This window comes from Streptomyces sp. WG7, from assembly GCF_049975785.1.
GTDB lineage: Bacteria > Actinomycetota > Actinomycetes > Streptomycetales > Streptomycetaceae > Streptomyces.
On sequence record NZ_JBNGGE010000076.1, the window covers coordinates 1 to 25,308 of the forward strand.

The following is a 25,308-nucleotide window of genomic DNA, read 5'->3' on the forward strand; positions in this document are numbered from 1 at the left end:
CCGGCCGGCGCTCGAGCCCGACCTGGCGGCCGAACAGCCGAGCGGGCCGTGACAGCGCTCCCGCGACGCGGCCCGCACGCAGCGACGGTGGCGGCGCCAGTCGCACCCGCGGAGGCAACGGCGGCCGGGTGTTAGCCAGGTCTCGCCCGGTGACGAACGGGCTGAGGAGATGGATACCGGTGAACGTACGACCACCATCCGACGAACACGTGATCAGTCTGGTCGGTGACGCTGTCGCCGCGCCCTCGATGCACAACGCGCAGCCGTGGCGTTTCCGCTACGTGCGTCAGACGCGGACGTTCGAGCTGTACGCCGACTTCGACCGCGCCATGCCGTACTCCGACCCATGCGCCCGTGGCCTGCACATAGGCTGCGGCGCGGCCCTGCTGAACCTGCGGGTGGCCGTGGCCCACGACGGCCGGCACGCGAAAACGCGGCTGCTGCCCCGCCCCGAAGATCCGGCGCTCCTCGCGACCGTGGGGCTGACCGGCCCGGGAGGCGACGACAGCGACCTCGCCGCGCTGCACCCGGCCATCACCGAGCGGCACAGCAGCCGTTTCCCGTTCGAGGAGAAGCGGATCCCTGAAGACCTGCGCGGCGAGCTGGTCGAGGCTGCCCGTCGCGAAGGCGCCATCCTGACCTTCCCCGCTCCCTGGCATCTGCAGCATGTGCTGGATCTCGTGCGGGAGGCCGAGGCACGCGATCTCACCAACCGCGCGTCCGAACGGGAACTGGCGGAGTGGACCCGCACCGACGCTCCGTCGGTGAACTGTACGGACGACGGCGTCCCGGACTACGCCTTCGGCCCCGTCAGAAGCGGGGGCCGGGCGCCCCTGCGGGACTTCGCGGGTACTCGCCGCGTGGCGGGACGGGGCACCGCGGTCTTCGAAGTGGCACCCCAGCTCGCCTGCGTCAGCACGACGCACGACCGCCCGGAGGACTGGCTGCGGGCCGGCCAGGCCATGGAACGTGTCCTGCTGCTGGCCACAGCCGAAGGTCTGGTCGCTTCCCTCGCCACACAGCCCCTCGAACGGCCCGACCTGCGATGGCTCCTGCGCGATCCGATATCCGGTGCCGGCCACCCGCAGATGCTGCTGCGAGTGGGATACGGCCCCAAAGGGCCTCGGACGCCCCGGCGGCCGGTGTCCGATGCGCTCGACGTGCAACCCCGGGCACTCCAAGGGGAGGCGGGATCGGAGACCGACGACGACATTGGTCGCCGAGGGCCGATGCGGTGAATCCGAGGGCCGTCCGCTTCTTGCGTTCCCTCGTTGCACGGTGCGTGGTCTCGATAACTCCTCCGCAGGCCGCTCTTGCATCCGACGCAGCTTCACAGTCGGTGGTGCTCTTCGGGACGCTGTAGCCGTCGTCCGACTCGTCATGCGGACTTCGTGGCGGTGCTGCTGCAGGCGGACGAGAGCAACGCCGTTCGTCTCGCGCCGTCAGCCGCCATCCCGCCTCCCCCTCCCCTTGAACGGGCCGGGGAGGCGAAAGGCATGTTCAGCTGAGCGAAGGCACGTTGCCTACGGCGGCGTGGTCGAAATGGTCGACTGACAGGAGGGTGTGGTGACCGGACACTCTCCGGCGGCCAGGCCGCCGACCATCGTCTGGGCGGTATCGGGCGCAACATAGACGTTGATCGCCAGTTGGCCAAACCGGCGATGATGGCGACCCTTGAGGGAGTTCACGTTCACTGGGCTCGGCGTTGGATCCGTGTGGGTCAAGAGGAGTCGAGACCCTCTAGGAGAGTGAGTAGTCCTGTCCGACCCCATCAAGAAGCTCGTTCCGGATAGCAAGGGGAGGGTCCGGTACCGGTTTGTGGTCGATGCAGGCCCTGATCCGGTTACCGGGAAGCGTAAGCAGCTGACGCGTACCTTCGGGACGTTGAGGGAGGCGAAGGCGCAGTACGCGAGCATCGTGCATCGTCGCTACGAGGCGGAGCAGGCACCGTTCAGTCAGGTCACGGTGGACGAGTGGCTCGATCAGTGGCTGGCCATGAAGGCGGAGGATCTGGAAGAGAGCACTGCCTACAGCTACACCATGACCCTGGCCCGGGTCCGCGGAAGGCTCGGGCACATCCGTCTTCCGGACCTCACCGAGGAACATGTGGCGGCATGGATGCGATGGGCGCTCCAGGAGGGGCGTGGGCGGGGAGGGAGGTCGGGCACCGGCCTGGGGGCTACCTCGGTCGAGATGTCGCTGGCCCGGCTGAAGGAGGCGCTCGACCGGGCGGTGACACGGGGCCTGGTTGAGGTGAACGTCGCTCGTGAGGTGACCGTTCCCCGTAAGGCACGCAAGGCAGAGCGCAGGGCCAGGGCGGCAGTGCCGCCGTGGACCGTCGCGGAAGTACGTGCCTTTGTCCGTGCGATCGCAGGTGACCGCCTGCAGGCACCGTTCCTTCTGGCTCTGATGGGCCTTCGGCCGGCGGAGATCTGTGGCATGCGCTGGGCGGACGTCGACCTGGATGAAGCCACGGTGTCCATCACCAACACCCGCACGGTCATGGGGAACGACATCGTGGTGGAGAAGGACGCCAAGTCGCTCGCCGGTGAGCGGCAGCTGCCTCTGCCGGCTCCGGTGGCGGCTGCCTTGACCGCGTTCCGGGAGGCTCAGGCAGACGAGAAGACGGTGGCGGGGCAGGGGTACGAAGACAGCGGTTACGTTCTCGTGGACGCTGGGGGCAGGGCGCTCAACGGGCGGCAGCTGCGTGAGCGGGCCTACAAGGTCATGGACCGCATTGGGCTGCGTCGGGTCCGTCTGTACGACGCCCGTGCGAGTTGCCTGACGTACCTGGCGAACCACGGGGTCCCGGACCACCTTCTCGCCCTGTGGGCCGGTCACGCCGACGTCCGGACCACGAAGCGCTGGTACGTAAAGCCGGATGTGGAGGACCTGCGGTTGGCGGCGGACACGTGGGGAGGTCTGGCGAGTGGCTCCGCCCCCGTTCACGAAGAGAATGTGAGATGTGGGAGCGTGAACGGGTGAGTGAGAAGAACGCCGACACCCTGCAATACCGCTTTGACGGGCCGGAACAGGCCCCGGTCCTCGTCATGGGGCCAAGCCTTGGTGCTACATGGCACAGGTTGTAGAGACCGTCCAGGGATGTCTACAGCAGTACAGCGCGGGCAGGAAATTGCAGGTCAGAGCGTCTTGGTCCGAGACGGTCTGCCCAGTTGGTGATTGCGGTGTGACACGAGGGTGATATGGCGAGGCCCCACCGGGGTCCGTCCTGACGGGATCTCTGCGCGGACCGTGAGACGGAGAAGCCGCACCGGAGCACTCCGGTGCGGCTTCTCCGTGAGAGAGGACGCGCTGATGCACAGGATGTCGTCGGCGGCCCGTGCAGTCCGAATGGACGTGACTTTCCCGGGTGCCTGATTCGCGATCGCACGTGCTCGTCGGTCCGTGTGAGGGTGCGCGCCCCACAAGACGGTGTACGCCTTCGCCACCCGGCGCCACGCCCGCGTCCTGGCCGCACGGTCGGATCCCGGCCCGGATCAGCGTCACCCGGCGGTCGGCACCGGCCGACAGACGGACGTCGGCCCCGTTCCTAAGCGTCCAGGCCCGGAGGCGGCGGCGCCGCCAGAGAGTCACGTGCGGTCGTCCCACTCTGACGACCGCGCTGAGGATGGCGAGAACCGTTCAGAAGGCTCGTCCCGGTCGAGCGGGCCCCATTGTCCGGGCTGTTCGGTGACGATGCGGCAGGCGTCCGTGATCACCTGGTCGGCGATCCAGCCGAGCGGTTCGATCTCCGTCACCAGCGGTTCGTTGTCCGGCCCGCGGGCCGTCTCCGAGCCGTGCAGGACCCAGGGTCGGGTGCGAGCGTCCTTGACGTGCGGCAGGTGGCAGTAGTCGTACAGTCGCCGGGCCACCCAGACCCGCACGGGCCGCTCACCCCACCAGTCCTCAAGGTCCATCGGGCTGGCCGACAGGCCCGGCAGCTTGATCCCGGTCAGATCATCCGTACTGCTCGTCTTCGGCAGGTCGCGTTGCGGCCCGCGAGACCAGCGCACGTAAAGACCGCGGCGGCGGGTTACGAGCCGGGCGAGCTCATCAAGGCTGCTGAACGTCGGCAGGTCGACGGTCTTCGTCATGGTGAGGTGGGGCGGTGCCGCAGGTAGTCAGGCGGTCAGAACGGAGTCGTCTTCGGTACGAGCTCCGGGCAGCCGGTGGCGGGCGGCGACGAGGGCGGCGTCGATGTCGCGGGTGCCGGTCGACACGCACAGCGTGTAAGCGACGTCTTCCATACGCCGTCGCGCCTCCTCGGTGCCGTCCTCGGCGTGCAGGGCGCGCAGCGTCTCGTACTGCTCGATGAGGTTCTTCAGCACGACGGGGTGTGCCAAGAGCATCGGTAGCCTCCCTTGTCACCATTGCTCACGTGGGTCATACAGCGATCCGTATGCCCCGGGCCTCCGTCGCCAATCAGGTGTGTTCCCGCACTCGGCGACCACGAGGTCTGGGGGCCCGTGTCGAGCTCAGTCGGTGGACAGGGCCTGGAGCAGGTCGCCGACCTTGGGGTCGGGCAGGGAGCGGGCGACGTCGGCCTGAGCGACCATGCCGACCAGGTCGTGCCCGTCGATCACCGGCAGGCGGCGCACCTTGTGTTCCGTCATGGTGCGCAGGATCTCCTCCACGTCGTCGTCGGCGCCGATGGTCACGGCCTCGCCCTGGGCCAGGTCGCCGGCGGGGCAGGTCGAGGGGTCCTTGCCCGCGCCCAGAACCTTCACGACGACGTCCCGGTCGGTCAGTACGCCCTTGAGTTTGTTGTCCGTGCCGCAGATCGGCAGGGCGCCGACGCCGAGATCCTTCATCTTGCGGGCCGCGTCGAGCACCGTTTCCTCGGCGCCGATGCACTCGGCTCCGCCCGTCATGATGTCCCGTGCCTTCGTCATCAGATTTCACTCCCTGTGGTCGGCCGGCCGTCCCTGATCACCGGGTCAGCGAACGGTCGCGTTCGGTGGCTGTGGGCGCGGGTTCCCCGCAGTCACCCGCCGTAACGCTCGCGGCGGCCCTGACCTCACCGCACTGGCAGCGGCACGCCAGCCCAGCAGAGCGGGGCCCGCCTGCCATCGACGCCGGGCTGCGTGGTCACGGCTTGTGATGTGATCCGGTCGGCTGGATGCTGGTACGGAACGGGGGCAGGCGTAAGATGCCACTGCCCGCTGCACACACCGGTGAGCGCCATGACCTCTTCCACGCATCCCAGCCCTGAGTCGCTGCTGACAACGACCGATGAGCTGGTGAAGGAACTGCAGCGCGTGCGGGCGGAGAACAGACAGCTCAAGCAGGCCCTCTCCTCCCACGCGCTGGTCGACCAGGCCATCGGCGTCCTGACCGCCTTGGGCCAGATCAGCCCCAGTGACGGGTTCACGGTCCTACGGGAAATCTCCCAGCACACCAACGTCAGACTCTCCGTCGTGGCTGAGCACCTCCTCAAGCACGCGCAGGGCGCGGCGCTGCCTGACCTTCTGCTCGGAGAACTGCACGCGGCCCTGGCCCGCCACGCCGGACCACCCGCTGCTCCCTGACTGCGTGCGGCCGACTGGTCCCGTACGGGGCAGCGTCAGGCGGCAGCGCATCCGAGGCCGGGCGCGTCCAGGAGGGCGACGCCGACGCTGATGCGTTTGCCGACCGGCTCGCGTTGCGCCTCGAAACTCCGGGCGACGGCCATGACGATCTCCAGACCGTGTTGTCCCACCCGGCCGGCATCTGCGGCACGGGCAACCGGCAGCACCGGATCGGAGTCCCACACCGAGACCTCCACCGACTCCTCCGTAAGGCGTAGGGTCATCCGTATCGGGCCCGGTGCGTACTTGCGGGCGTTGGTGACCAGCTCGCTGACCACCAACTGCGTGAGATCCGTGGCCCGCTGCGACACCGGCACATCGTGCTCGGCCTGCGCCTGGACAAGGAAGGCCGCGGCCTGGTGACGGGCTTGGGCGATGCATGGTCCGTCGCCGGTCAGCGACACAGTGAAGTGTGCCGGCCGACCACCCAGCGCCGTTTCGACCTGCTCCGTCGAATCCGGTCCCACCTCGGCTGCCCTCATGTTGCCCCCCGTTCACATAGCTCGGCCTCTACGCGGGTTGCTGCCAGCCATGCCACACGAGTCCTGTAACCCTCGCCACGCTGCGAAGCGGCCTCTGTCACGCCGGGTGACGCCACGGCAGGGCCTGGGTGTGCCAGGATCACTGGCATGGCGGAGGGAAAGCCGGCGGGCATCGAACGCGCCGAACAGACTGGCCGGTTGTCGGTCGGTGGCTACGGCCACCGATGGCATCCGCGTCGTGTCGCCCCCGGATCGTGATCGACATGCGCCAGGTCACCTTCATGGACTCCAGCGGCATCAACATCTTCATCGCCACTCACCGTACGGCCAGCGAGGCCGGCGGCTGGCTGCGTCTCGCCGCACCCGGCGAGGCGGTGAAACGCACGCTGAGCCTCGTTGGTGTCGACGCCGTGATCGACTGTCAGTACGGCTGCTCCTCTGTACTGCTCACTGTTGAGGGCAGCCTGCTCGACCACCTGAGCACGACCCTCCAGGAGTACCAGGACGGTGTCGTCCGACGGAGCGGCAAGCAGCTCCCTGACCAGGACCTCGCCGATCCTCATACGCTCTCCCTTGCTGGTGCCGTCTGCAGACCGCGCGTCCCGGGCCCATGAGCACGGCCCGGGACGCGGCTGCTTCAGACCTACTTGCCCATGGCCTTGCGCACGGTGTCCTTTAGTGCGGTCCATGAGAGCGGCGATCGGTCCGAGGACCATCTTCTTCGCCCTGCCCCCGCGTGTGCGGAGCGGTCTCGCCACGCTTCTTCTCCCGTCGGACCACCGTCCCGGCGCTCGCCGTGCCCACACATGCCAGGGCCGCCCATTGCGCCAACCCCAGGTGCTCGTCGAGAACCAACACTCCTGCGAGACCCGCACTCGCCGGCTCAAGACTGGCCAGCACGCCCACCGTTCTCGTCGGCAGTCGCCGCAGCGCTGCCAACTCCAGCGAGTACGGAAGCACCGCCGAGAGCACCGCCACTACAATCCCGGCCAGCAGCACTTGGGGGGCAAGCAGGTGCGTCCCTTGCTCCACTGCCCCCAGCGGCACTGTCAGCACCGCCGCCCAGGCCAACGCCAGGGCCAGCGAGTCTCCACCCGTGCTCCTGGCCGCTGCTGTCTTGCTCAGCAGCAGGTAGACGGCCATAGAGATCCCTGAGGCTAAGGCGAGAAGCACGCCGCCGAGCGGGAAGTGGGCACCGTGCGGGGCGTAAAAGAGCCACACGCCGCCTCCGGCCAGGACGGCGCAGCCCGCGTCGCGGGGGCGGTGCGAGGTGAGCAGCGCGAGGGTGATCGGCCCAAGGAGTTGCAGTGCGCTGGCCAGTCCCAGAGGCAGGAGGGTCAATGCGGGATAGACCAAGTTCATCCCCGCGATGGCCGTGCCGAAGCCGAGTACCAGTCCCGTGTCCGTACGGCTGCGCGGCAGCGAAGGGCGGTACAGAAGCAGCAGGATCACTGCGGCCAGTCCGAGGCGCAGAGCCACGACTCCCGGAGCGCCGACAGTACCGGAAAGTTGTTTACCGATGGCCTGCCCGAACTGGATGCTCAGCACGCTCCCCAGCATCAGAGCGGGAGCGGGAGGTTTCGTCATGGTTCCAGGCTTGGCGCTGCAATCATCCGCGTCCAGCAGATGTTTGTGGATAAAACCGTTTAGGCTGGCCTACATGATTGACCATCGGCTGCACGTTCTACGAACACTGGCCGAGCACGGAACAGTGACCGCCACCGCGGCCGCCCTGCACCTGACCCCCTCAGCCGTCTCCCAGCAGCTACGACTGCTGGCCCGTGATCTCCAGGTGGAACTGCTACGACCAGAGGGACGGCGGGTGCGGCTCACACCGGCCGCAAACATCGTGCTCCGGCACGCCGACATCCTGCGGATGCAGTGGGAGGCGGCCCAGGCGGAACTCGCTCAACAGAGCGTGGCTCTCCGCGGCACGCTGCGCCTGTGTGGGGTGTCCTCCGCGCTGGCCGCACTCGCGGCCCCAGCCGTCGCCGAACTGCGCAAGACCCACCCCATGGTGGAGCTACTGATCAACGAGGAAGAGAGCGCTGAGTGCTACCGGCAGTTGCTCGCTGACGAGGCGGACGTGGCCCTGGTGCTACCCGGCCCGGACGCGCCACCCGTCACCGACGCCCGCTTCGAACAGGCACCGTTGACGACCGACCGCCAGGACCTCTTGGTCGCCGAAGGCCACCAGCTCGCCCGGCCCGAAGGAATCCGACTGACGGAAGCGGCCGATCAAGCCTGGATCGTGAAGAAACACAAGAACGACACCTACCCGCTGGTGTTAGCGGCGTGTGCAGCCGCTGGCTTCACTCCCCGCATCGTCCACCAGGTCAAAGAGTGGTACGCAGTCTCCGCACTCGTCGCGGAAGGGCTCGGCGTCTGCCTCATGCCAAGGATCGTGCCACTGCCCCAGCACGCAGTTACCCGGGTCCCCCTGGTGGGTGAACCGGTCCCCGTGCGGCAGTTGTTGACTGCCGTCCGACGCGGCAGCACTGGCCATCCCCTCGTCAAGGCCGGACTGGCAGCGCTGCGCACCACCGCCTCGACGCGCTCCGTTGGCAGCTGACAGCACGTAGTAGAAGGGCACGGCGCAGCGACGACGTGGTTCGGGCCAGTCGGCTGTGGCGCGGCTGATTTGCGAAACAAGCCGATTCCAAAACTTCGGAGCGCAGTGGCAAAGACACCTCGCCACCACGTCCATGCGCGTCTGAGCCCCCCGGAAGACCAGTGCGCAAGCCTCCACGAGTGCCCGGACCCCACGGTCGCATCCGTCGGCGGATGTAGCCGGGATGCGGGGTAGAAGGAACGAGGTGCGTCGGCTGAGCACTGGACGGCAGCCGAGCGCCGTACGAGCCGGAACGTCCCTCGTGGAGCGGGCCGGTCGGCAGTCGAACGCCAGCCGTCAGCCCACCGGCCGCGGTGCGCCGTGGACCGGTGCCGGAACACGAACGGATTCGATGACGAACCCGCTGCGTACGAGGCTCGGCAGGCGGTTCAAGGGAATGCGCAGGTCCTGTTCGGGCACCTCATACTCCAGCCGTGCCAATCGTGGCCCGAGGGCCCCAAGCAGAGCGATCGTGATGTCCTCCCCGGGGCAGCGGTGGCCGGCGGTGCGGTTGCCGCCGCCCTGCGGGACCAGTTCGTCGCGTTGGGGCGGCCGGTCGAGAAAGCGGTCGGGGTGGAAGGCATACGGCTCGTCCCACAGGTCGGGGTCATGGTTCTGCCCGTACAGGTCGAGCAGGATGAGCGCACCGGACGGGATCGACTCTCCCCGCCACTCCAGGTCGGTGACGGCCCGGCCGCCGAGGAAGGGGGCGAAGGGGTAGAAGCGCCTAAGTTCGTGTGCGAACGCCACGGCGTACGCGGGGTCGTCCTCGCGCAGCCGCTCCCGGACGTCGGGCCTGGCACGCAGGGCGTGACCGGCGTAGGCGACGAACCAGCACACCGCCACAGTGGGACGGATGACGTTGAGGAGTTCCACCGCGGCGGTGTGCGGGGCGAGGAGCCCGCCGTCGGCGTCCCGGTGGCGGACCACCACGTCCAGCACCGACCCGGCCGGTGCGGTGACCTTCCCTTCCCGCACGTCCTCGACCAGGCGTCCCAGCCACGCCTCGCACCGGGCCCGTGCACGGCGAGCCCGCCAATGGCGCGGTCCCGGCGTGGCGAAGCCGTCGACCATGGCGACCAGGTCCCGGGCGACGGACCACGCGTCGCCCAGGGGGACCCCGGCCCACTGGCAGACACCTCGGGTGAGTATCCGGCTCGCCTCATCGAACAGCACGACCGACGGACGGCCGGGCCACGACTGCACAACCGCGTCCCACGCCGCAGCGACGTGTTCCACCAGGCCGGTGACCGCCTCAGGGCCGGTGAGCAGCGACAGGAACATCCCCTTGCGTACCCGGTGGTCCTGCCCGTCCAGGGTGTGCACGGCTCCATGACCGAACAGTGTGCTCAGCACCGGCCCGGGAAGCGCCGTCCCGCGCTCCACATGGCGCTCGTCGTAGAAGAACCGCACCGCTTCGGGGCCGTGCAGGGCGACGGCGTGCTGCCCCATCAGCCGGGCCCGCACCAAAGGGCCGGCAGTTCGGCGCCGGCGGTCCGGCAGCCACGCGTATCCTTTGGCGAGGACGGCGAGCGAGCTGTCGACGATCGGGGCACGAGGATTCCGATTCATGGGTCCGTGGGTCCCCGCCACCGCCCACCGGAAACGCGGCCCGCTTACGGTCACTCGGACCGGGGGTGCCCTGTGACTTATGTGTTCCGCTGCCACCGTGAGCGGGCCTCCCGCGCCGACTACCAGTGATCCGGGGTGGGTAGTCGCGGCACAGGCCGCGATCACCGCTGGCAGACGTCAGTCGCCGCTGAGGCGACCTCTGTGCGAGCGGAGCGTCGGGTGGTGGTGTCGTCAGCCGGATGGGCCAGGCTGCTCGGGGTAAAACGGATGTGGCTCCTGCTGCCGGGAGCCGGAGCATGCCCGGATTACGGGCTGTTCCCGGGCATCAACGATGAACGAAGGATCGACAGTATGGCCAGCGGTACCGTCAAGTGGTTCAACTCCGACAAGGGCTTCGGCTTCATCGAACAGGACGGTGGAGGCCCGGACGTCTTCGCGCACTACTCCGAGATCCAGGGCGGCGGGTACCGCGAGCTGACGGAGGGCGAGCACGTGACGTTCGAGATCGGGCAGGGGCAGAAGGGCCCGCAGGCACAAAACATCGTCCGGGGCTGACCGGACGCCGCGGTGTTAGTGCGTGGATCACTCGTATGGAAGCGTGACGCAGCGGGCGCAGGAGGCGTTCTTCAGTGTGTCACTGCATGGTTCTGCTCGCCCCACGACGGAACGCGTGCGGACAGACGGCCCCGACTCCGCGCCCGGTCTCGGGGCCGTCGTGTTCTTCGTTGGGCCGGGCGGGTCTCTGGCGACACCCATGCGGGCCAAGGGCGTACATACGGCGCGTCCCAGCTGCGCGGGGTACCTGCTGGTGGGCACCGTCGTCCCGGACCCGTCCGCCGGGCGCCCACCACGAGGAGGATTCCGATGGCCCAGCAGGTCCATGCGGTGATGACTGCCGGTCCGCTGACGGTCGCTCCAACTCGCCGGCGCACCAGGTGCCCGTCCGGATGAGGGACGAACACAGGGGCGCCGTCTTGGTCGTCGCATCGGTCGGCTGCGCGGCGTCACCGAGCGGGATCTAGCGGTGTGGGTCCTGGCCGATGGCGGTGAGGTGCCGGGCCGGACCGTGAGTGAGGCGTGAAGCAGCGAGCTGAACCGGTGGCTCCCGAGGATGATGGGTTTTGGCCACGGCCGTACGTCTGCTCGACCTCGGCTTCTTCCGCATCGGCAACGACCGTTACACCGAACTGAACAACAGTTACGGCCTCACCACACTGCTGCGCGAGCACTCCCGCTGCCAGGCAGGTGCGGTCCTGTTCACCTACACGGGAAAGCACGGCAAGGAGATCGTCCAGACCGTCGCGGACCCCGCCGCCTGCCGCAGCTCACCGCACTTCTGCGACGCCGGCGCGGTGGTGATCGGCTCCTGGCCTACTGGGAGCAGCGCTCCTGGCACACCGTGACCGGCGAGGACGTCAACGCGTATCTCAAGAAACTGGCCGGTGTCGAGGTCACCGCCAGGGACTTCCGCACCTGGCACGCCACCGTCATGGCCGCCGTCGCACTGGCCGTCTTCCAACCCGTCGCCCGCAGCGAGAGCGCCCGGCGCCGGGCCGTCGCCCGGGCAGCGCGCGAGGTGGCCGGCTATCTCGGCAACACACCCGCGGTCTGCCGCGCCTCCTACATCAATCCACGGGTGATCGAGCTGTACGAGGAGGACGTGACGGTCGTCGGCGCGCTGCCTCAGCTGGGTGACGAGGGCGCTTACGGCGTCCCCGCCACCCAGGGTTCCGTGGAACGGGCGGTGCTGCGCATGCTCCGCAACGAACACCCGTTTCGAAGGCAGTGAGCAGTCTTGTTGTGCTCGAGAACGGATTTCAGTCCCGTAGGACGAGAAGGGCGGCGACCGGCCGCGCGAGACGGCGTGCCGATCGCCTCCCAAGGGCGTAGCGTCCTCTTAGGGCCCGCATGCTGGAGGTGTATTCGTGACCAGCGCAGGTGATCCAGTCGCCGACGGTGAGCTGGACGCCGTTTTCGCGGACACGGCGCGCCGGACCGGCGCGTCGATCGGTGCCCTGTATCTGCTCGCGCCTGATGAGAAGTTCTTGCGGCTGGACGTGCTGTGCGGGGCCCCGGCCGAGTTCGCCGCCCCCTGGTCGAAAGTTGCGGTGGCCGCTCCCGCACCGGTGGCCGTCGCGTTCCGCGAGGAACATCTGGTGTGGGTGGGCAGTCAGGAGGAGATGGTCCGCACCTACCCGCGCACGTCGGTCGTGCTTCCCTACCCGTTGGTCCTGGCCGCCGCGCCGGTCACCGGCACCCGCAGGTGGGGCGCGTTGCTGCTGATGTGGCCGGCCACCCGTCCGCCGTACATGACCGGGCGGGAGCGTGGTCACAACACGGCCAGCTGCCGGCGTCTGGCCCGGCTGCTGGAGGAGGCCGCCGAGCGTGGCAGGCCCCCGTCCGGCGACGAGCTGCTTCGCGTCGTTCCTCTCGCCCCAGAGGACCGGTCCGACAGCCGGGCGATGGCCGCCGCCGACTTCGCGGAGCGCCTGCCCGGCGGGAGCTGCGCGCTGAACCTCGAGGGGCAGGTCACCTACGTCAGCACCGGCGCCTGTGACCTGCTGGACTGCGAAGCCGGCCGGCTGCTTGGCACGGTGCCGTGGCAGTCCCTGCGCTGGCTCGACGACCCTACCTACGAGGACCGCTACCGTGCCGCGGTGCTCAGCCGCGAGCCCGTCTCCTTCACCGCCTGTCGTCCCCCGGCTCACTGGCTGGAGTTCCACCTCTACCCGGACGCCAGCGGAATCAGCATCCGTATTGTCCCCAGCGGTGCACAGCCCCCGCCCGAACCGGCGTCGAGCCACTCCGCGCGTCCGGCTACTCCGGCCCGCGCGGGCAGGCTCTACCAGCTCACCCACCTGGCCGCCGGACTGACCGAGGTCGTCGGAGTACAGGATGTCGTCGCCCTGGTCGCCGAACAGGTCATGCCCGCCTTCGGCGCCCGGGGCCTTCCTGTCCACAGCGGAGGCCGGCCGGCTGCGGATCACCGGATACCGCGGCTACGACCCCCAGATCATCGAGCGCCTCGACGGTCTGTCCGTCGATACCGACTTCACCCCGGCCGGGCGCGCCCTCAGCAGCGGAGTCCCCGCGTTCTTCCGATCCTGAGGAGATGCGCCGGCTGTACCCCGCGGCCCCTCAGGTCAGCGGAAAACAGGCATGGGCCTTCCTTCCCCTGATCATTTCCGGTCGGCCCGTCGGCTGCTGCATCCTGTCCTACGACCACCCCCGCGCGGTCCCGGCCGAGGAACGCGCCGTCATGACCTCACTCGCCGGTCTCATCGCCCAGGCGCTCGACCGTGCCCGCCTCTACGACACCAAGCGCGAACTTGCACACGGCCTCCAGCAGGCGCTGCTTCCTCGCGCCCTTCCCGAGATCGCCGGTCTGCGCGTCGCCGCCCGCTACCTCCCCGCGACCCGGGGCATGGCCATCGGCGGTGACTTCTACGACCTGATCCGGCTTGGCGACACCGCCGCCGCGGCCGCACCCTGAGGCCGTTTTCCCCTGACCGAGATCACCCTCACCCCGGGCTCGATGCTGGTCTTCTACACCGACGGCCTCATCGAGAAACCGGGGATCGATCTCGACGTCGCCATCGCCGGTCTCGCGCACCATTTCGCCCAGGCCGACGAAGGGGACCTCGACCTGCTCATCGACCACCTGCTCAACAAAGCCGGCACGGATGGGCAACGTGCCGACGACATCGCTCTCCTGGTCCTTCACCGCGACGCGGTGCACCACGACGCGGGTTGACCGCACGACGGCCGCATGCTTCGGGTGGCTCCTCAGGGGAACCCGTCGCTCAGAGTAAATTTCCGGAACGAGACAGGTGCTCACACATGTCCAATCCACAGCAGCCAGAACAGCGACGCAGTCAGAAGGGCGGCGGCACGCCCCAGCAGAGCGGCGAGAACAAGGCCCGCGAGATGGAGGCGAAGGGCCGCAGCGCCCACGGCACGGACAAGGGCGACAAGGGCGGCGGAGAAGGCGGCGGAGTGCCGCCGGACCAGCAGACCGAGCACCCGTAACCCTCCCGGCGACCTGTCGCAGTCACCGATCCACCCGAGAAGGGAGATGCGCAATGCCGGCCGGATCGAGCTCCAAGCGTGAGCGCCAGTACGAACACATCAAGGAGGGCGTCGAGGACCGCGGGGCATCGTCGAAGCGCGCCAAGGAGATCGCCGCACGGACGGTCAACAAGGAGCGGGCCAGGTCGGGCGAGTCGAAGAGCGCCAGCAAGACCTCGACGCGCGACCCCAAGTCGGCATCCCAGCGCGGCGGGCAGCGCTCACACAGCGGCGCGCAGGGCCCCACCAAGGACCAGTTGTACGAAGAGGCCAAGAAGCGCGGTATCCAGGGCCGCTCCTCGATGAGTAAGAAGCAGTTGGAGAACGCCCTGGGCCGCTGACCCGCGGTTCCACGCTGTCGACTGGAAGACGGACGGGGCCTGACTGCGTGCGCGGCCTGCCCTACGTGATGGTGCAGCAGGCTTCTGCCGTCGAAACGTTCGCGCAGCACACCCGGCAACCAGGTGTAACTCTGACGGGAGTCAGCGCGGAACGGTCGATATGTGGGGGCAGGTAAGGAAGGGGTCGGCGAGGGACTCGGTGAAGACGGCTGTGGCGGACATGGCTCAGCGTCCCGCCTCGCGGTGCAGTCTCCACGCCTTCTCGCGCAGGTCGGCGTCGAGGAGCAGGTCTACGGCCGTGCAGGCCAGCGCACCGGTTACGGCTACGAGCACGTCGCGGGCCCGCGGAGAGGCGGCTGCCGTGGCGAACTCGGGGGTGTGGTCGGATCCATCGTTCATGATGGCGACGAAGGGATGGATGGCGGGCACGCGTGTACTGACGTTGCCGATGTCCGACGATCCCAGGTAGACGCCCGGCTCGGGCGGGGTGAGTTCGATCCCTGCCCCGGACAGGTGTCCGGCGAACGTCTCGGACAGCGGGCCGCTGTCACGGAAGTGCTCGTAGCGGAGCGTGGCCCGTTCCACCTCGGCCCGGGTGCCCGTGGCGTGGGCGACGCCCTCGGCGGCGGTGCGCAATTGCCCGGTCAGATCCTCCAACTCCTCGTTCGTCGCCGCCCGCAGGCCGAACAGGCCCTCCGCGTACTCCGGGACGATGTTGGTTGCCCTGCCCCCGTCGGTGACGATTCCCTGGATGTGGGAGGCCGCCGGCAGACGCTTGCCCAGGGCGGTCAGCACGTTGAACAGCTCGACCAGCGCCAGGAGAGCGTCGACGCCCTCGGTCGGGTTGCCGGTGGGGTGCGCGGCGCGGCCGTGGAAGGCCACCCGGTATTGCACCTGGGCGGTCAGCGGGGCCCGCGTCCAGTCGTACACGCCGGGGTGGAACATCAGCGCGGCGTCGACGTCGTCGAACACGCCGGCCTCCACCTCCAGGGCCTTTCCGCCCCCGCCCTCCTCGGCCGGCGTTCCGACCGCCATGACGCGTCCGTCTGAGGCGTCCAGCACCGCGTTCAGTGCGAGTGCCGCGCCCAGACCGGCGGCTGCGATGAGGTTGTGCCCGCAGGCGTGGCCGAGTCCCGGCAGGGCGTCGTACTCCAGCAGCAGTGCCACGGCGGGGCGGCCGTGGCCCGAGCGGGCGGTGAACGCGGTGGACATCCCGGCCGTCCCGCGCTCGACCTCGAAACCGGCCCTCTCCAGCGCGTCCGTCAGCAGCGCCGCGGCCTGGTGCTCGGAGAAGGCGTGCTCGGGGTGGGCGTGCAGCTCGAGGGCTGTCTCCCACAACTGGTCTGCCCGTTCCGCCACCTCCGCGCGCAGCCTGTCGTGGACGTCGGCATGCACATCGCCGCCGGACGGCATACGGGTCACCTGGCCTCCTCGGATCAAGGTGCGGTCGTCGGTCTTCGCGTCCTGCACCACCGGGTGCCGTCAACCGGGCGTCGTCACACCTCCGGGTTTCGATCCGGGACATCGGTGCAACACGTCCGGTGCGCGCTCGGACGACGCAGAGCGAAGTCGCCGTGCCGGAAACGGCCGGGCGGAGGACGACCGCTGGGAGGAACCGATGGATCACTCGCGGGTACCCGTGCTGGAGGCGCTCGAGGAGTTCCGGCGTCGTGGGGACGTGGTCTTCGGCCCGCCGGGGCACAAGCAGGGCCGAGGCGTGGACCCGCGGGTGGCAGACATCGTCGGGCTCGACGTGTTCCGGTCGGACGTATTGTCCCTCAACGGACTGGACGACCGCCGCCAGTCCCAGGGCGTGCTCGGCCAGGCCCAGGAACTGATGGCCGACGCGGTAGGGGCCGAACACGCGTTCTTCTCCACCTGTGGCAGCTCCCTGTCGGTCAAGACCGCCATGCTGGCCGTGGCCGGTCCCGGCGAGAAGCTCCTGCTGTCCCGCAACGCGCACAAGTCGGTGATCGCGGCCGTCGTCGTCAATGGTGTGGAGCCGATCTGGGTGCATCCGAAGTTCGATGCCGAACGGCACCTGGCGCACCCGCCGGAGCCCGAGGACGTCCGGCGCCGCCTTCAGGAGCACCCGGACGCCAAGGGAATGCTGCTGATCACTCCCACCGACTGGGGCACCTGTGCGGACGTGGCGGGCGTGGCCCGGGTCTGCCACGAGTTCGACGTCCCGCTGATCGTCGACGAGGCGTGGGGGGCCCACCTTCCGTTCCATCCCGAACTGCCGGCCTGGGGCATGGACGCCGAGGCCGACCTGGTGGTCACCAGCGTCCACAAGATGGGCGGGGCCATCGAGCAGAGCTCCGTCTTCCACCTCCAGTACGACCGGGTGTCACCGGAGGCCCTCAAGCAGCGGGAGGACCTGCTGGGCACCACCAGCGCCTCCTCCCTGGTCTACGCGACTCTCGACGGCTGGCGCCGTCAGATGGTCGAACACGGACACGACCTCCTGGACGCCGCGCTGCACCGTGCGGAGCGCATCCGGTCGGGCGTCCGTGATCTGCCCGGTCTACGGCCCATGGGCGGAGAGGTCGTCGAAGAGGGGTTCGCCGCCGCGTTCGACCCGCTGAAGATGGTGATCGACGTACGGGAGCTGGGCATCAGCGGCATGCAGGCGGCCGAGTGGCTGCGGGCGAACCGGCATGTGGACATTGGCGGCTCCGACACCTGCCGGATCAGCGCGTCCATCACGCATGCCGACGACGACGAGACCGAGAAGGTCCTGCTGGACGCCCTGCGCGCGCTCGTCGAGGGCGTCGGCTCCATCGAGAAGCAGCCGCCGGTGCACCTGCCCGAGCCCTCGGCCCTGGAACTGGAGCAGGCGATGCTGCCGCGGGAGGCGTTCTTCGCCCCGGTGGAGCACGTGCCCGCCGAGCGTGCGGCGGGACGGATCGCCGCGGAGACGATCAGCCCGTACCCGCCGGGGGTGCCCGTCGTCGCTCCCGGTGAAGTCATCACCGACGAGGTGTTGGACTACCTGCGCAGCGGTGTCGAGCACGGGGTTCTGATCCCGGACGCGGCCGACCCTTCGGTCAGGACGCTCCGTGTGGTGGCGCGGGACTGACGACGGTTGACCGAAGACGTTCCCGGACGATCGGGCCCGAGGTTACTCGTTCGCCGTTCCCTGGTCCCGGGTGCCGCCGACCGCGTCGGCACCGGCCTGTCACCGGAGCGAGCGACGACGCAGCCGGTATGGCGACACTCGACATTCTCCGCCGGCAAGTGATGGGAAGACCGCCCTGCGATCGCCCCGGTCGGCGACTGTCGCCCCTCCGGTTGCAGTCGAGGGGAATGTCGAGAGCCCTGCGCGCGGCGTTACACACGAATGGTGCCGGGTACTGATGATGCGGCTGGAGGGCCGGCGCCGGATGCAATGGAGGAGCTGGGGCATGGACGTTTCGGTGGACCGCATCGCGCAACCGTGGGGCAGTCGCACTCCGTACGGGCGGCACGAGGCGTGGCCGGTACGGGTGGACACGCACCTCGCGGAGGGCGTCGCACCGGGCGACGTGCAGCGCTGGGTGCGGGCCGCCTCGATCCTGCACTCCGATGGTGACGCGATGGACATCGCGGTCATGGACGGCCGCATGGTGGGAGTCCGGGGCCGCGCGCAGGACCGGGTCAACCACGGCCGTCTCGGGCCGAAGGACCTCTTCGGCTGGCAGGCCAACGCCTCCGCGGACCGGCTGCGTCGGCCCCTCGTCCGCCAGGACGGCCGTCTGGTCGAGACCGACTGGGCGACCGCGATGGAGCGGATCGTTTCCCGGTCTCAGGAACTCCTGGACGACAAGGGCCCGAGCTCGATCGGTTTCTACACGTCCGGCCAGCTGTTCCTTGAGGAGTACTACACACTGGCGGTGCTGGCCCGGGCTGGAATCGGGACGAATCACCTGGACGGCAACACCAGGCTGTGCACCTCGACGGCCGCGGAGGCGCTCAAGGAGTCCTTCGGCTGCGACGGCCAGCCCGGCAACTACGACGACATCGACCACGCGGACGTCATCGCCCTCTTCGGACACAATCTGGCCGAGACCCAGCCGGTGCAGTGGATGCGCATCCTCGACCGGCTCGACGGAGACGACCCGCCCCGCCTGATCTGTGTGGACCCCCGGCCGACTCAGGTGGCACGCAGGGCCGTCGTGCACCTGGCCCCGCGCATCGGGACGAACGTGGCGCTGCTCAACGCGCTGCTGCACGAGATCATCCGCACCGGTCGGGTCGACCACGACTACGTCGCAGCTCGCACCGTCGGCTTCGAGGAGCTGGAAGCCCGGGTTGAGGAATGCACACCCGCGTGGGCCGCCGAGATCTGTGACGTGCCGGCCGCGCGCATCGAGGAGGCGGCGGAGATCCTCGGTTCGGCCGACCGTCTGCTGTCGACGGTGCTGCAGGGCGTCTACCAGTCCCACCAGGCCACCGCCGCCGCCGTGCAGATCAACAACATCCACCTGCTCCTCGGCATGCTCGGCCGGCCGGGAGCGGGCATCCTGCAGATGAACGGGCAGCCCACAGCCCAGAACACCCGGGAGTGCGGCGCCAACGGTGACCTGCCGGGCTTCAGGAACTGGCAGAACGACCAGCACGTGGCGGACCTGGCGAAGGTGTGGAACGTCGTACCGAAGCAGATTCCGCACTACGCGCCGCCCACCCACGCGATGCAGATGTTCCGCTACGCCGAGCAAGGCTCGATCCGCATGCTGTGGATCAGTGGCACCAACCCCGCCGTCTCCCTGCCGGAACTGTCCCGCATCCGATCGATCCTGTCTCAAGAACGGCTGTTCGTCGTGGTGCAGGACCTGTTCCTGACCGAGACCGCCCAACTGGCCGACGTGGTGCTGCCCGCCGCGACGTGGGGCGAGAAGACCGGCACATTCACCAACGCCGACCGCACCGTGCACCTGTCCGAGAAGGCCGTCGACCCACCGGGTGAGGCCAAACCGGACCTGGACATCTTCCTCGACTACGCCGCCCGCATGGACTTCCGCGACAAGGACGGCGGTCCGCTGGTCCACTGGCACGACCCGGAGTCGGCCTTCGAGGCGTGGAAGCGGTGCAGCGCGGGCCGGCCATGTGACTACACCGGTCTCACCTACGGCAAGCTGCGCGGTCCTTCCGGCATCCAGTGGCCGTGCAACGAGCACGCCCCGCAGGGGACGGAACGCCTGTACACCGACGGCATCAGCTGGGCGCACCCCGACGTGTGCGAGAACTACGGCAAGGATCTCGTCACCGGTGCCTCGGACAGCGTGGTGGAGTACCGCTCCCTCAACCCGGACGGCAAGGCCATGGTCAAGGCGGCCGCCTATCTGCCGCTCCACGAGATGCCCGACGAGGAGCACCCGTTCCAGCTGACCACCGGCCGGACGCTGTACCACTTCCACACCCGCACCAAGACCGGGCGCGCCCCACAGCTGAACACCGCCGCCCCCGACGTCTGGGTGGAGGTGTCGGCGGCCGACGCGGCCGAGCGGGATCTGCACGAGGGCGACCTGGTGGACGTCTCCACGCCGCGCGGCACTCTGCGGGGACGGGTCCGTGTCACGGACATCCGCCCGGGACTGCTGTTCGTGCCGTTCCACTACGGCTACTGGGACACCCCGGCCGGCCACGGTCCGGACGAGAACACACCCGGCCGCGCCGCCAACGAGACGACCATCACCGACTGGGATCCGGCCTCCAAGCAGCCGCTGTTCAAGACCGCCGCTGCGGCCCTCACCCTCGTCGCACGCGGCGACGGCCGGACCGCCCCCGCGCCCACCACCACCGCCTCCGCGCCGTCAGCGACCGGCAAGGCCAGCGTCCCCCCGACGCAGGGCGGACCCACCGCGCAAGTCACGCAGTCCGCCGAGGCCACGTGGCACGGCCGTGAGGAGGGCACCCGGTGAACGGCGTCACCATGGTCCTGCGCGCGCTGCACCACGGCGAGAAGCACCTCGCCGAACACCTGACCACGGTGGCGGAGCGCCACCGCACCGAGCACGAGATCCACCACGTCGCCACCGATCTGGCCCTCTGGTCCCGTGAACACGTCCAACGACTGGCCGACACGGGCCGCCACTACGGCCTGACCCTCGACGAATCTCCCGACGTATCCGACCCAGGCGTCCTGACGATGCTCCGGGAGAAGGCGGCGGAGGCCGTGGGACGCCGACCCGAGCCCGGTCTGCTCCTGCTGCGCGACCTGCGTGACCTGCACGTGGGAGCCACCGAAAACTCCCTGTACTGGGAAATGCTCGCCCAGGCCGCCCAAGCCACCCGGGACGACCGGATCCTCACCCTCACCGCGCACTGCCACCCGCAGACCCTGCGGCAGATGCGCTGGACCAACACCATGATCAAGAACCTTGGCCCGCAGATTCTGACCAGCCTCTAGCGCCGGTCGGGACACCGACGTCGACTCCATCCCGGTGGGTCAGCACGCCGGTGGGCTTCCGGCATTCCGCCCCGACGGCCCGGAAGGCGGCCGTCTTCTCGTGCCGGGCTTGGAACAACCTTGATTCGTTGTGCGTGCGTCCCCAGGCAGCAACGGTCCGGCTATGCGGGAAACGTCGACCCCGTGGGGCCCGGCTCGGCCGCGCGGGCGTCAGCCGAGCCGCGCGGGCGTCAGCCGAGGGAGGCAAGCAGGTCGTTGCACGCCTCCTCGCAGCGGCGGCACGCCTCGGCGCAGACGCGGCAGTGCTCGTGCCGCTCGGCGTGGCTCGCGCACTCGTCACCGCAGGCTTTGCAGACGGTGGCGCACGCCGTGAGGACGGCCCGGGTGACGTTGGCGTCGTAACCCGTGTGGCGGGACAGGACGGCGGCCGTCGCGGCGCAGACGTCGGCGCAGTCGGCGTCGGTCCTGATGCACGTGGTCAGTTCGGCGACCATCTCCTCCGACAGGCAGGCGTCCGCGCACGCCGTGCACGCCTGAGCGCAGGCGACGCACTTCTCGATGCAGTGGGCGAGCTTGTCACGATCCACACCGCCCAGGTCGGCGGGGTAAGCGGCGAGCATGTCCCGGACAGCAGCGTTCATGCGAGTCTCCAGTAGGGGGCTCGGGGCGGGGGCGAGGTCAGTCGGTGGACAGGGCCTGCAGCAGATCACCGACCTGGGGGTCGGGCAGGGAACGGGCGACATCGGCCTGGGCGACCATGCCGACCAGGTCGTGCCCGTCGATCACCGGCAGGCGGCGCACCTTGTGCGCGGACATGGTGCGCAGGATCTCCTGCACGTCGTCGTCGGCTCCGATGGTGACGGCCTCACCTTGGGCCAGTTCCCCGGCCGGACAGGTGGCCGGGTCCTTGCCGGCACCCAGGACCTTCACCACGATGTCCCGGTCGGTCAGGACACCCTTCAGCTTGTTGTCGGTGCCGCAGATCGGCAGGGCGCCGACCCCGAGGTCCTTCATCTTGCGGGCCGCGTCCAGCACCGTCTCTTCGGCACCGACGCATTCGGCTCCGCCGGTCATGATGTCTCGCGCCTTGGTCATGGACTCCCCTTCTCCGGTGTGCCGCCTCCCGCACGGGGGCCGAGGGGCGGCGGTTGAACTGATGCGACATGTGTTCCCGAGTGCGAGGGCTGGTAACGGGCTCTTTCCTGCTCTTCCGCTCACCGCGTGCGTGCGCAGCCTGCGCGTGACGGTCCTGCGACCTCCCCCCCAAGGCGTGGCACGAGGCGCGGCGGTTACCCGTCTGTCATGACTGACACACGGCCACTCGCCCTGATCACCGGCGCGTCCAGCGGAATCGGCCACGAACTGGCCCGGCAGTTCACGCACCACGGCTACGACTTGGTGGTGAACGCCGAGGACGAAGCGCTGGAGTCCGCCGCCCAGGACCTGCGGGAGTCGGGAGCGGAGGTCAGCGCGGTGCGCGCCGATCTCCGGACCGGCGAGGGACGCTTCCGCCTCCTTGACGCGCTCGACGGACTGACCGTCGACGTCGCCGTCCTCAACGCCGGGGTGGGCCGGGGCGGCGCCTTCGTGGACACCGATCTCGCCGACGACCAAGAGGTCATCGACCTCAATGTCACCGCGACCGTGCGGCTGGCCAAGCCGCTCCTGCGGGCCATGGTGGCGCGAGGAGCGGGCCGGCTCGCTTTCACCTCGTCCGTCGCCTCGACGATGCCCGGTTCCTTCCAGCCCGTGTACAACGCGTCCAAGTCGTTCGTGCAGTCCTTCGCCCAGGCACTGGCGGAGGAGGTGAAGGACACCGGTGTGACGGTGACTGCCTTTATGCCGGGACCGACGGATACGGCCTTCTTCGACCGGGCGGGCATGGCGGACGACACGCGGATCGGCACCATGAAGAAGGACGATCCGGCACAAGTGGCCGAGCAGGCGTTCGAAGCGATCGTGACGGGCGAGGGAAAGGCCGTGACCGGGTCGTTGAAGACCAAGGCACAGGAGCTGGCGGGGAAGGTATTGCCTGACGGGGTCAAGGCGGCGGCCCACCGGCGACTGGCGGAACCGGGAACCGGCAAGGCCCCCGAGCAGCCCTCCTGAGGGGCGGACGGGCGTCGCCGCGCCCGTCCGAGGTATCTGTTCGGCGGCGCCGAGTCCCCGGTATCCGTTGCCTGACGGGAGGGCCCCACCCTCTGACGGGCGCGGAGGGCGGGGCCGACAGTACACAGCGCTCGGACCGGCGTACCACAGGCCGGTCCGAGGAGAAGCCGCTGGCGGGCAGCTCGCCCGCTCAACGGTGCGCAGCGCACACGGGCGTCGGCGTGCGCTAACTCGTCGTCCGCACGTTCCGTACGGCGAAGCCGCTGCGCACTCGCGCCGGGATACGCCGCAGGGAAATCCTCAGGTCCTGGTCGGGGACGGCGTAGTCGAGATCGGAAAGACGAAGCGCGAGAGCTTCGAGCAGTCCGATGGTCAGCCCTTCCCCGGGGCAACGGTGACCGGTGCGTGACTCGCCGCCGCCCTGCGGGACCAGTTCGTCCCGCTCGACAGCGTGCCCGAGGAACCGCTCGGGGCGGAAGACGAACGGGTCGCCCCACAGCTTCTCGTCGTGGTTCTGGCCGAAGACGTCGAGCAGCACCATCCCACCGGCCGGCAGCGACACCCCCCGCCAGGCCAGATCGCGGACGGCCAGGCCGCCGAGGAACGGCACGAACGGATAGAAACGACGCACCTCGTGCACGAACGCGGCGGCGTAGGCGGGGCCGCCGCCGCGCAGCCGCTCACGCTGGCCGGGCTGCAGATGCAGCGCGTGCGCCGTGTTGGCGACGAACCAGCAGACCGCGACGGTGGGACGCAGGACATTCAGCAGCTCGACCGCGGCCGTGTGCGGGTGGAGCAGTTCGCCATCTGCCTCCCGGTGCTCGCACACGGCGGCGAGCACCGATCCGTCAGGGGCCGCTGCCTCGCCGCCGCGCACGTCCGCGACCAGCTGGGTGAAGCGCTGCTCCTGGCGGCTGCGGGCACGGCGCGCTCGCCAGTGCCGTGGCCCGGCGGTGGCGAAGCCGTCGACCATGGCGACCAGGTCGCGGGCAAGGTCCTTCGTCTCTTCGGTGTCCTCGTCGAATGGAACGCCCGCCCAGCGGCACACGCCGCGGGTGAGCACCACGCTCGCCGCGTCGAACAGCACGGTCTGCTCCGCCCCGCCCCACTCCCGGACCGCATCGTCCCACGCGGCCGTCACGTGGTCGACGAGACCGGCGATACGGTCAGGGTGCAGCAGCGGCAGGAAGAACTCCTTGCGGGCGCGGTGCGCATCGCCGTCGAGCGTGTGGACGGCAGCTTCCGGTCCGCGCACGACGAGCGCCAGCTTGCCGAGCACCCGGGTGCGGGCCACGCCGTCGGAGCGTTCCCCCAGGACACCGGGCAACCAGGAGTAGCCCTGGATGAGAGCCGGCAGGGAACGGTCGGTCAAGGGCGCGGTGGGCATCGGGTGCCCCCGCCCGTGGCCGGGACACGTGGTGGTCGATACAGGAAAGCCGGACAGTGAGGCGCCGGAGGCGTGGGCCGGCCGATCCCCCTGCGTGGACTGAAGCGCGGTCTGTGCGTGCGCGCCGGTGACACCGTCACCGCTGATCGGTATGCCAACGCCCTCGCGCTGGGGGGCGGGCGTGGATGCATCGGCGGACCAGATCGCGGACCCTCCCTCTATGGGCAGGACAAGGCGTCGGCCTCGAGCATCAGCATGTCAAGGTTGGGTTGAAACTCCGCGTCGCCCACCGGGGAGCCGTCCTCCATCTTCCAACTGGACACCGGTCTCCCTGGAGGGTCCGTACCCGCACAGCATCGATGGGATGGCCACTCTCATCGGGGTCCTGAGGTTCGGTCCTGGTTGGCGACGAGCGAAACATAGACCGTGATCGCCGGTTGGCCAAACCGGCGATCACGGCAATCCTTGGAGGGGCTCGTCAGCCCCCCGGGCTTGGTGTTCGACATCAACACAGAAGGCTGCGCTGGGGCTCCCACACTCCAAGGAAAGCGAGTAGTCCTGTCTTATCCGATCAAGAAGCTTGCCCCCAATGCCAAGGGGAAGGTTCGGTACCGGTTCGTGGTCGATGCGGGCCCCGATCCGGTCACGGGGAAGCGTAAGCAGGTGACCCGTACGTTCGGGACGCTGAGGGAGGCGAAGGCGGAGTACGCGAGCATCGTGCATCGTCGCTACGAGGCAGCGCGCGCACCGCTCAGTCAGGTCACGGTGGACGAGTGGCTC

At 69.3% G+C, this 25,308-nt stretch carries 27 protein-coding genes and 4 pseudogenes; 20 read left to right on the plus strand and 11 right to left on the minus strand.

What is annotated here, in order from left to right; all coding sequences use genetic code 11:
- The first annotated feature begins 179 nt into the window (after positions 1–179).
- Positions 180–1,238, plus strand: a complete 1,059-nt coding sequence (locus tag ACP4J0_RS36670) for an Acg family FMN-binding oxidoreductase (protein ID WP_426603501.1) — start codon at positions 180–182, stop codon at positions 1,236–1,238.
- Between the two features lie 285 nt (positions 1,239–1,523).
- Here ACP4J0_RS36670 and ACP4J0_RS36675 read toward each other — a convergent pair whose 3' ends face one another.
- The gene (locus ACP4J0_RS36675; RefSeq protein WP_426603503.1) at positions 1,524–1,688 is read right to left on the minus strand and encodes a hypothetical protein; all 165 of its coding nucleotides are present in this window, start codon (positions 1,686–1,688) and stop codon (positions 1,524–1,526) included.
- Between the two features lie 196 nt (positions 1,689–1,884).
- On the opposite strand from ACP4J0_RS36675, the gene ACP4J0_RS36680 reads away from it, so the two are divergent.
- Entirely contained in the window at positions 1,885–2,985 is a 1,101-nt protein-coding gene (locus tag ACP4J0_RS36680; RefSeq protein WP_426603505.1) for a tyrosine-type recombinase/integrase, read from the plus strand.
- Positions 2,964–3,080 (plus strand): annotated as a pseudogene (locus tag ACP4J0_RS36685) (alpha/beta fold hydrolase); the annotation flags it as partial. The gene ACP4J0_RS36680 and the pseudogene ACP4J0_RS36685, both read left to right, overlap by 22 nt.
- A gap of 510 nt (positions 3,081–3,590) precedes the next feature.
- Here ACP4J0_RS36685 and ACP4J0_RS36690 read toward each other — a convergent pair.
- The 3 genes from ACP4J0_RS36690 to ACP4J0_RS36700 form a co-directional block, all read right to left on the minus strand.
- Entirely contained in the window at positions 3,591–4,094 is a 504-nt protein-coding gene (locus tag ACP4J0_RS36690) for a DUF6098 family protein (protein WP_229869814.1), read from the minus strand.
- Positions 4,095–4,121: 27 nt separating this feature from the next.
- Positions 4,122–4,349, minus strand: a complete 228-nt coding sequence (locus tag ACP4J0_RS36695) for a DUF5133 domain-containing protein (protein ID WP_189232026.1) — start codon at positions 4,347–4,349, stop codon at positions 4,122–4,124.
- Between the two features lie 126 nt (positions 4,350–4,475).
- Positions 4,476–4,892, minus strand: coding sequence for a CBS domain-containing protein (locus ACP4J0_RS36700; protein ID WP_189232025.1), 417 nt, complete (start codon positions 4,890–4,892; stop codon positions 4,476–4,478).
- A gap of 291 nt (positions 4,893–5,183) precedes the next feature.
- Here ACP4J0_RS36700 and ACP4J0_RS36705 point away from each other — a divergent pair, with 291 nt between their 5' ends.
- The gene (locus ACP4J0_RS36705) at positions 5,184–5,528 is read left to right on the plus strand and encodes an ANTAR domain-containing protein (RefSeq protein WP_189232024.1); all 345 of its coding nucleotides are present in this window, start codon (positions 5,184–5,186) and stop codon (positions 5,526–5,528) included.
- 35 nt (positions 5,529–5,563) lie between these two features.
- On the opposite strand, the gene ACP4J0_RS36710 is transcribed toward ACP4J0_RS36705, so the two are convergent.
- A complete protein-coding gene (locus ACP4J0_RS36710) occupies positions 5,564–6,049 on the minus strand; it encodes an ATP-binding protein (protein ID WP_189232023.1) in 486 nt (161 codons plus the stop codon).
- Positions 6,050–6,273: 224 nt separating this feature from the next.
- Between ACP4J0_RS36710 and ACP4J0_RS36715 the strand changes: the two genes are divergently transcribed.
- The gene (locus ACP4J0_RS36715; RefSeq protein ID WP_426603508.1) at positions 6,274–6,663 is read left to right on the plus strand and encodes an STAS domain-containing protein; all 390 of its coding nucleotides are present in this window, start codon (positions 6,274–6,276) and stop codon (positions 6,661–6,663) included.
- A 61-nt stretch (positions 6,664–6,724) separates the two neighbouring features.
- Here the strand turns inward: ACP4J0_RS36715 and ACP4J0_RS36720 are convergent, their stop codons facing one another.
- Positions 6,725–7,597: an EamA family transporter gene (locus tag ACP4J0_RS36720; protein ID WP_426603510.1), complete on the minus strand. Its 873-nt coding sequence runs from the start codon at positions 7,595–7,597 to the stop codon at positions 6,725–6,727.
- Positions 7,598–7,709: 112 nt separating this feature from the next.
- On the opposite strand from ACP4J0_RS36720, the gene ACP4J0_RS36725 reads away from it, so the two are divergent.
- Positions 7,710–8,621 (plus strand): LysR family transcriptional regulator, encoded by a 912-nt coding sequence (locus ACP4J0_RS36725; protein ID WP_189232021.1) that lies wholly within the window; start codon positions 7,710–7,712, stop codon positions 8,619–8,621.
- Between the two features lie 336 nt (positions 8,622–8,957).
- Here the strand turns inward: ACP4J0_RS36725 and ACP4J0_RS36730 are convergent, their stop codons facing one another.
- The gene (locus tag ACP4J0_RS36730; RefSeq protein ID WP_426603513.1) at positions 8,958–10,232 is read right to left on the minus strand and encodes a cytochrome P450; all 1,275 of its coding nucleotides are present in this window, start codon (positions 10,230–10,232) and stop codon (positions 8,958–8,960) included.
- 351 nt (positions 10,233–10,583) lie between these two features.
- Here ACP4J0_RS36730 and ACP4J0_RS36735 point away from each other — a divergent pair, with 351 nt between their 5' ends.
- From ACP4J0_RS36735 to ACP4J0_RS36775, 9 genes and pseudogenes are all read left to right on the plus strand, one after another.
- Positions 10,584–10,787, plus strand: a complete 204-nt coding sequence (locus ACP4J0_RS36735) for a cold-shock protein (protein ID WP_189232019.1) — start codon at positions 10,584–10,586, stop codon at positions 10,785–10,787.
- 566 nt (positions 10,788–11,353) lie between these two features.
- Entirely contained in the window at positions 11,354–11,635 is a 282-nt protein-coding gene (locus ACP4J0_RS36740; RefSeq protein ID WP_268255217.1) for a hypothetical protein, read from the plus strand.
- Positions 11,632–12,021 (plus strand): hypothetical protein, encoded by a 390-nt coding sequence (locus ACP4J0_RS36745; protein WP_426603516.1) that lies wholly within the window; start codon positions 11,632–11,634, stop codon positions 12,019–12,021. The genes ACP4J0_RS36740 and ACP4J0_RS36745 overlap by 4 nt, the downstream gene beginning before the upstream one ends.
- A gap of 673 nt (positions 12,022–12,694) precedes the next feature.
- Positions 12,695–12,925, plus strand: a pseudogene (locus ACP4J0_RS36750) (PAS domain-containing protein); the annotation flags it as partial.
- Positions 12,832–13,470 (plus strand): annotated as a pseudogene (locus tag ACP4J0_RS36755) (hypothetical protein); the annotation flags it as partial. The pseudogenes ACP4J0_RS36750 and ACP4J0_RS36755, both read left to right, overlap by 94 nt.
- A gap of 21 nt (positions 13,471–13,491) precedes the next feature.
- Positions 13,492–13,725: a hypothetical protein gene (locus tag ACP4J0_RS36760; RefSeq protein ID WP_426603529.1), complete on the plus strand. Its 234-nt coding sequence runs from the start codon at positions 13,492–13,494 to the stop codon at positions 13,723–13,725.
- 42 nt (positions 13,726–13,767) lie between these two features.
- A complete protein-coding gene (locus ACP4J0_RS36765) occupies positions 13,768–13,986 on the plus strand; it encodes a SpoIIE family protein phosphatase (RefSeq protein WP_308426943.1) in 219 nt (72 codons plus the stop codon).
- 86 nt (positions 13,987–14,072) lie between these two features.
- The gene (locus ACP4J0_RS36770) at positions 14,073–14,261 is read left to right on the plus strand and encodes a hypothetical protein (RefSeq protein ID WP_189232018.1); all 189 of its coding nucleotides are present in this window, start codon (positions 14,073–14,075) and stop codon (positions 14,259–14,261) included.
- A gap of 53 nt (positions 14,262–14,314) precedes the next feature.
- The gene (locus tag ACP4J0_RS36775) at positions 14,315–14,641 is read left to right on the plus strand and encodes a plasmid stabilization protein (RefSeq protein ID WP_189232017.1); all 327 of its coding nucleotides are present in this window, start codon (positions 14,315–14,317) and stop codon (positions 14,639–14,641) included.
- Between the two features lie 225 nt (positions 14,642–14,866).
- Here the strand turns inward: ACP4J0_RS36775 and ACP4J0_RS36780 are convergent, their stop codons facing one another.
- On the minus strand, positions 14,867–16,054 hold the full coding sequence (locus tag ACP4J0_RS36780) for an amidohydrolase (protein ID WP_426603527.1): 1,188 nt from the start codon (positions 16,052–16,054) through the stop codon (positions 14,867–14,869).
- 205 nt (positions 16,055–16,259) lie between these two features.
- On the opposite strand from ACP4J0_RS36780, the gene ACP4J0_RS36785 reads away from it, so the two are divergent.
- The 3 genes from ACP4J0_RS36785 to ACP4J0_RS36795 all read left to right on the plus strand — a co-directional run bounded on the left by ACP4J0_RS36785 (position 16,260) and on the right by ACP4J0_RS36795 (position 21,032).
- Positions 16,260–17,723 carry an aminotransferase class I/II-fold pyridoxal phosphate-dependent enzyme gene (locus ACP4J0_RS36785; protein ID WP_426603519.1) on the plus strand — a complete coding sequence of 488 codons (1,464 nt, stop codon included), beginning with the start codon at positions 16,260–16,262 and terminating at the stop codon, positions 17,721–17,723.
- Positions 17,724–18,048: 325 nt separating this feature from the next.
- Positions 18,049–20,544, plus strand: a complete 2,496-nt coding sequence (locus ACP4J0_RS36790) for a molybdopterin oxidoreductase family protein (RefSeq protein ID WP_426603521.1) — start codon at positions 18,049–18,051, stop codon at positions 20,542–20,544.
- Positions 20,541–21,032, plus strand: coding sequence for a hypothetical protein (locus ACP4J0_RS36795; RefSeq protein ID WP_189232014.1), 492 nt, complete (start codon positions 20,541–20,543; stop codon positions 21,030–21,032). The genes ACP4J0_RS36790 and ACP4J0_RS36795 overlap by 4 nt, the downstream gene beginning before the upstream one ends.
- A gap of 230 nt (positions 21,033–21,262) precedes the next feature.
- On the opposite strand, the gene ACP4J0_RS36800 is transcribed toward ACP4J0_RS36795, so the two are convergent.
- Both ACP4J0_RS36800 and ACP4J0_RS36805 read right to left on the minus strand, forming a co-directional pair.
- Positions 21,263–21,673, minus strand: coding sequence for a four-helix bundle copper-binding protein (locus ACP4J0_RS36800; protein ID WP_426603523.1), 411 nt, complete (start codon positions 21,671–21,673; stop codon positions 21,263–21,265).
- Positions 21,674–21,710: 37 nt separating this feature from the next.
- A complete protein-coding gene (locus ACP4J0_RS36805) occupies positions 21,711–22,127 on the minus strand; it encodes a CBS domain-containing protein (protein WP_189232012.1) in 417 nt (138 codons plus the stop codon).
- A gap of 207 nt (positions 22,128–22,334) precedes the next feature.
- On the opposite strand from ACP4J0_RS36805, the gene ACP4J0_RS36810 reads away from it, so the two are divergent.
- Positions 22,335–23,141, plus strand: a complete 807-nt coding sequence (locus ACP4J0_RS36810) for an SDR family NAD(P)-dependent oxidoreductase (RefSeq protein ID WP_189232011.1) — start codon at positions 22,335–22,337, stop codon at positions 23,139–23,141.
- A 226-nt stretch (positions 23,142–23,367) separates the two neighbouring features.
- On the opposite strand, the gene ACP4J0_RS36815 is transcribed toward ACP4J0_RS36810, so the two are convergent.
- Positions 23,368–24,528, minus strand: a complete 1,161-nt coding sequence (locus ACP4J0_RS36815) for a cytochrome P450 (protein WP_426603525.1) — start codon at positions 24,526–24,528, stop codon at positions 23,368–23,370.
- 618 nt (positions 24,529–25,146) lie between these two features.
- Between ACP4J0_RS36815 and ACP4J0_RS36820 the strand changes: the two are divergent.
- Positions 25,147–25,308, plus strand: a pseudogene (locus tag ACP4J0_RS36820) (site-specific integrase); the annotation flags it as partial.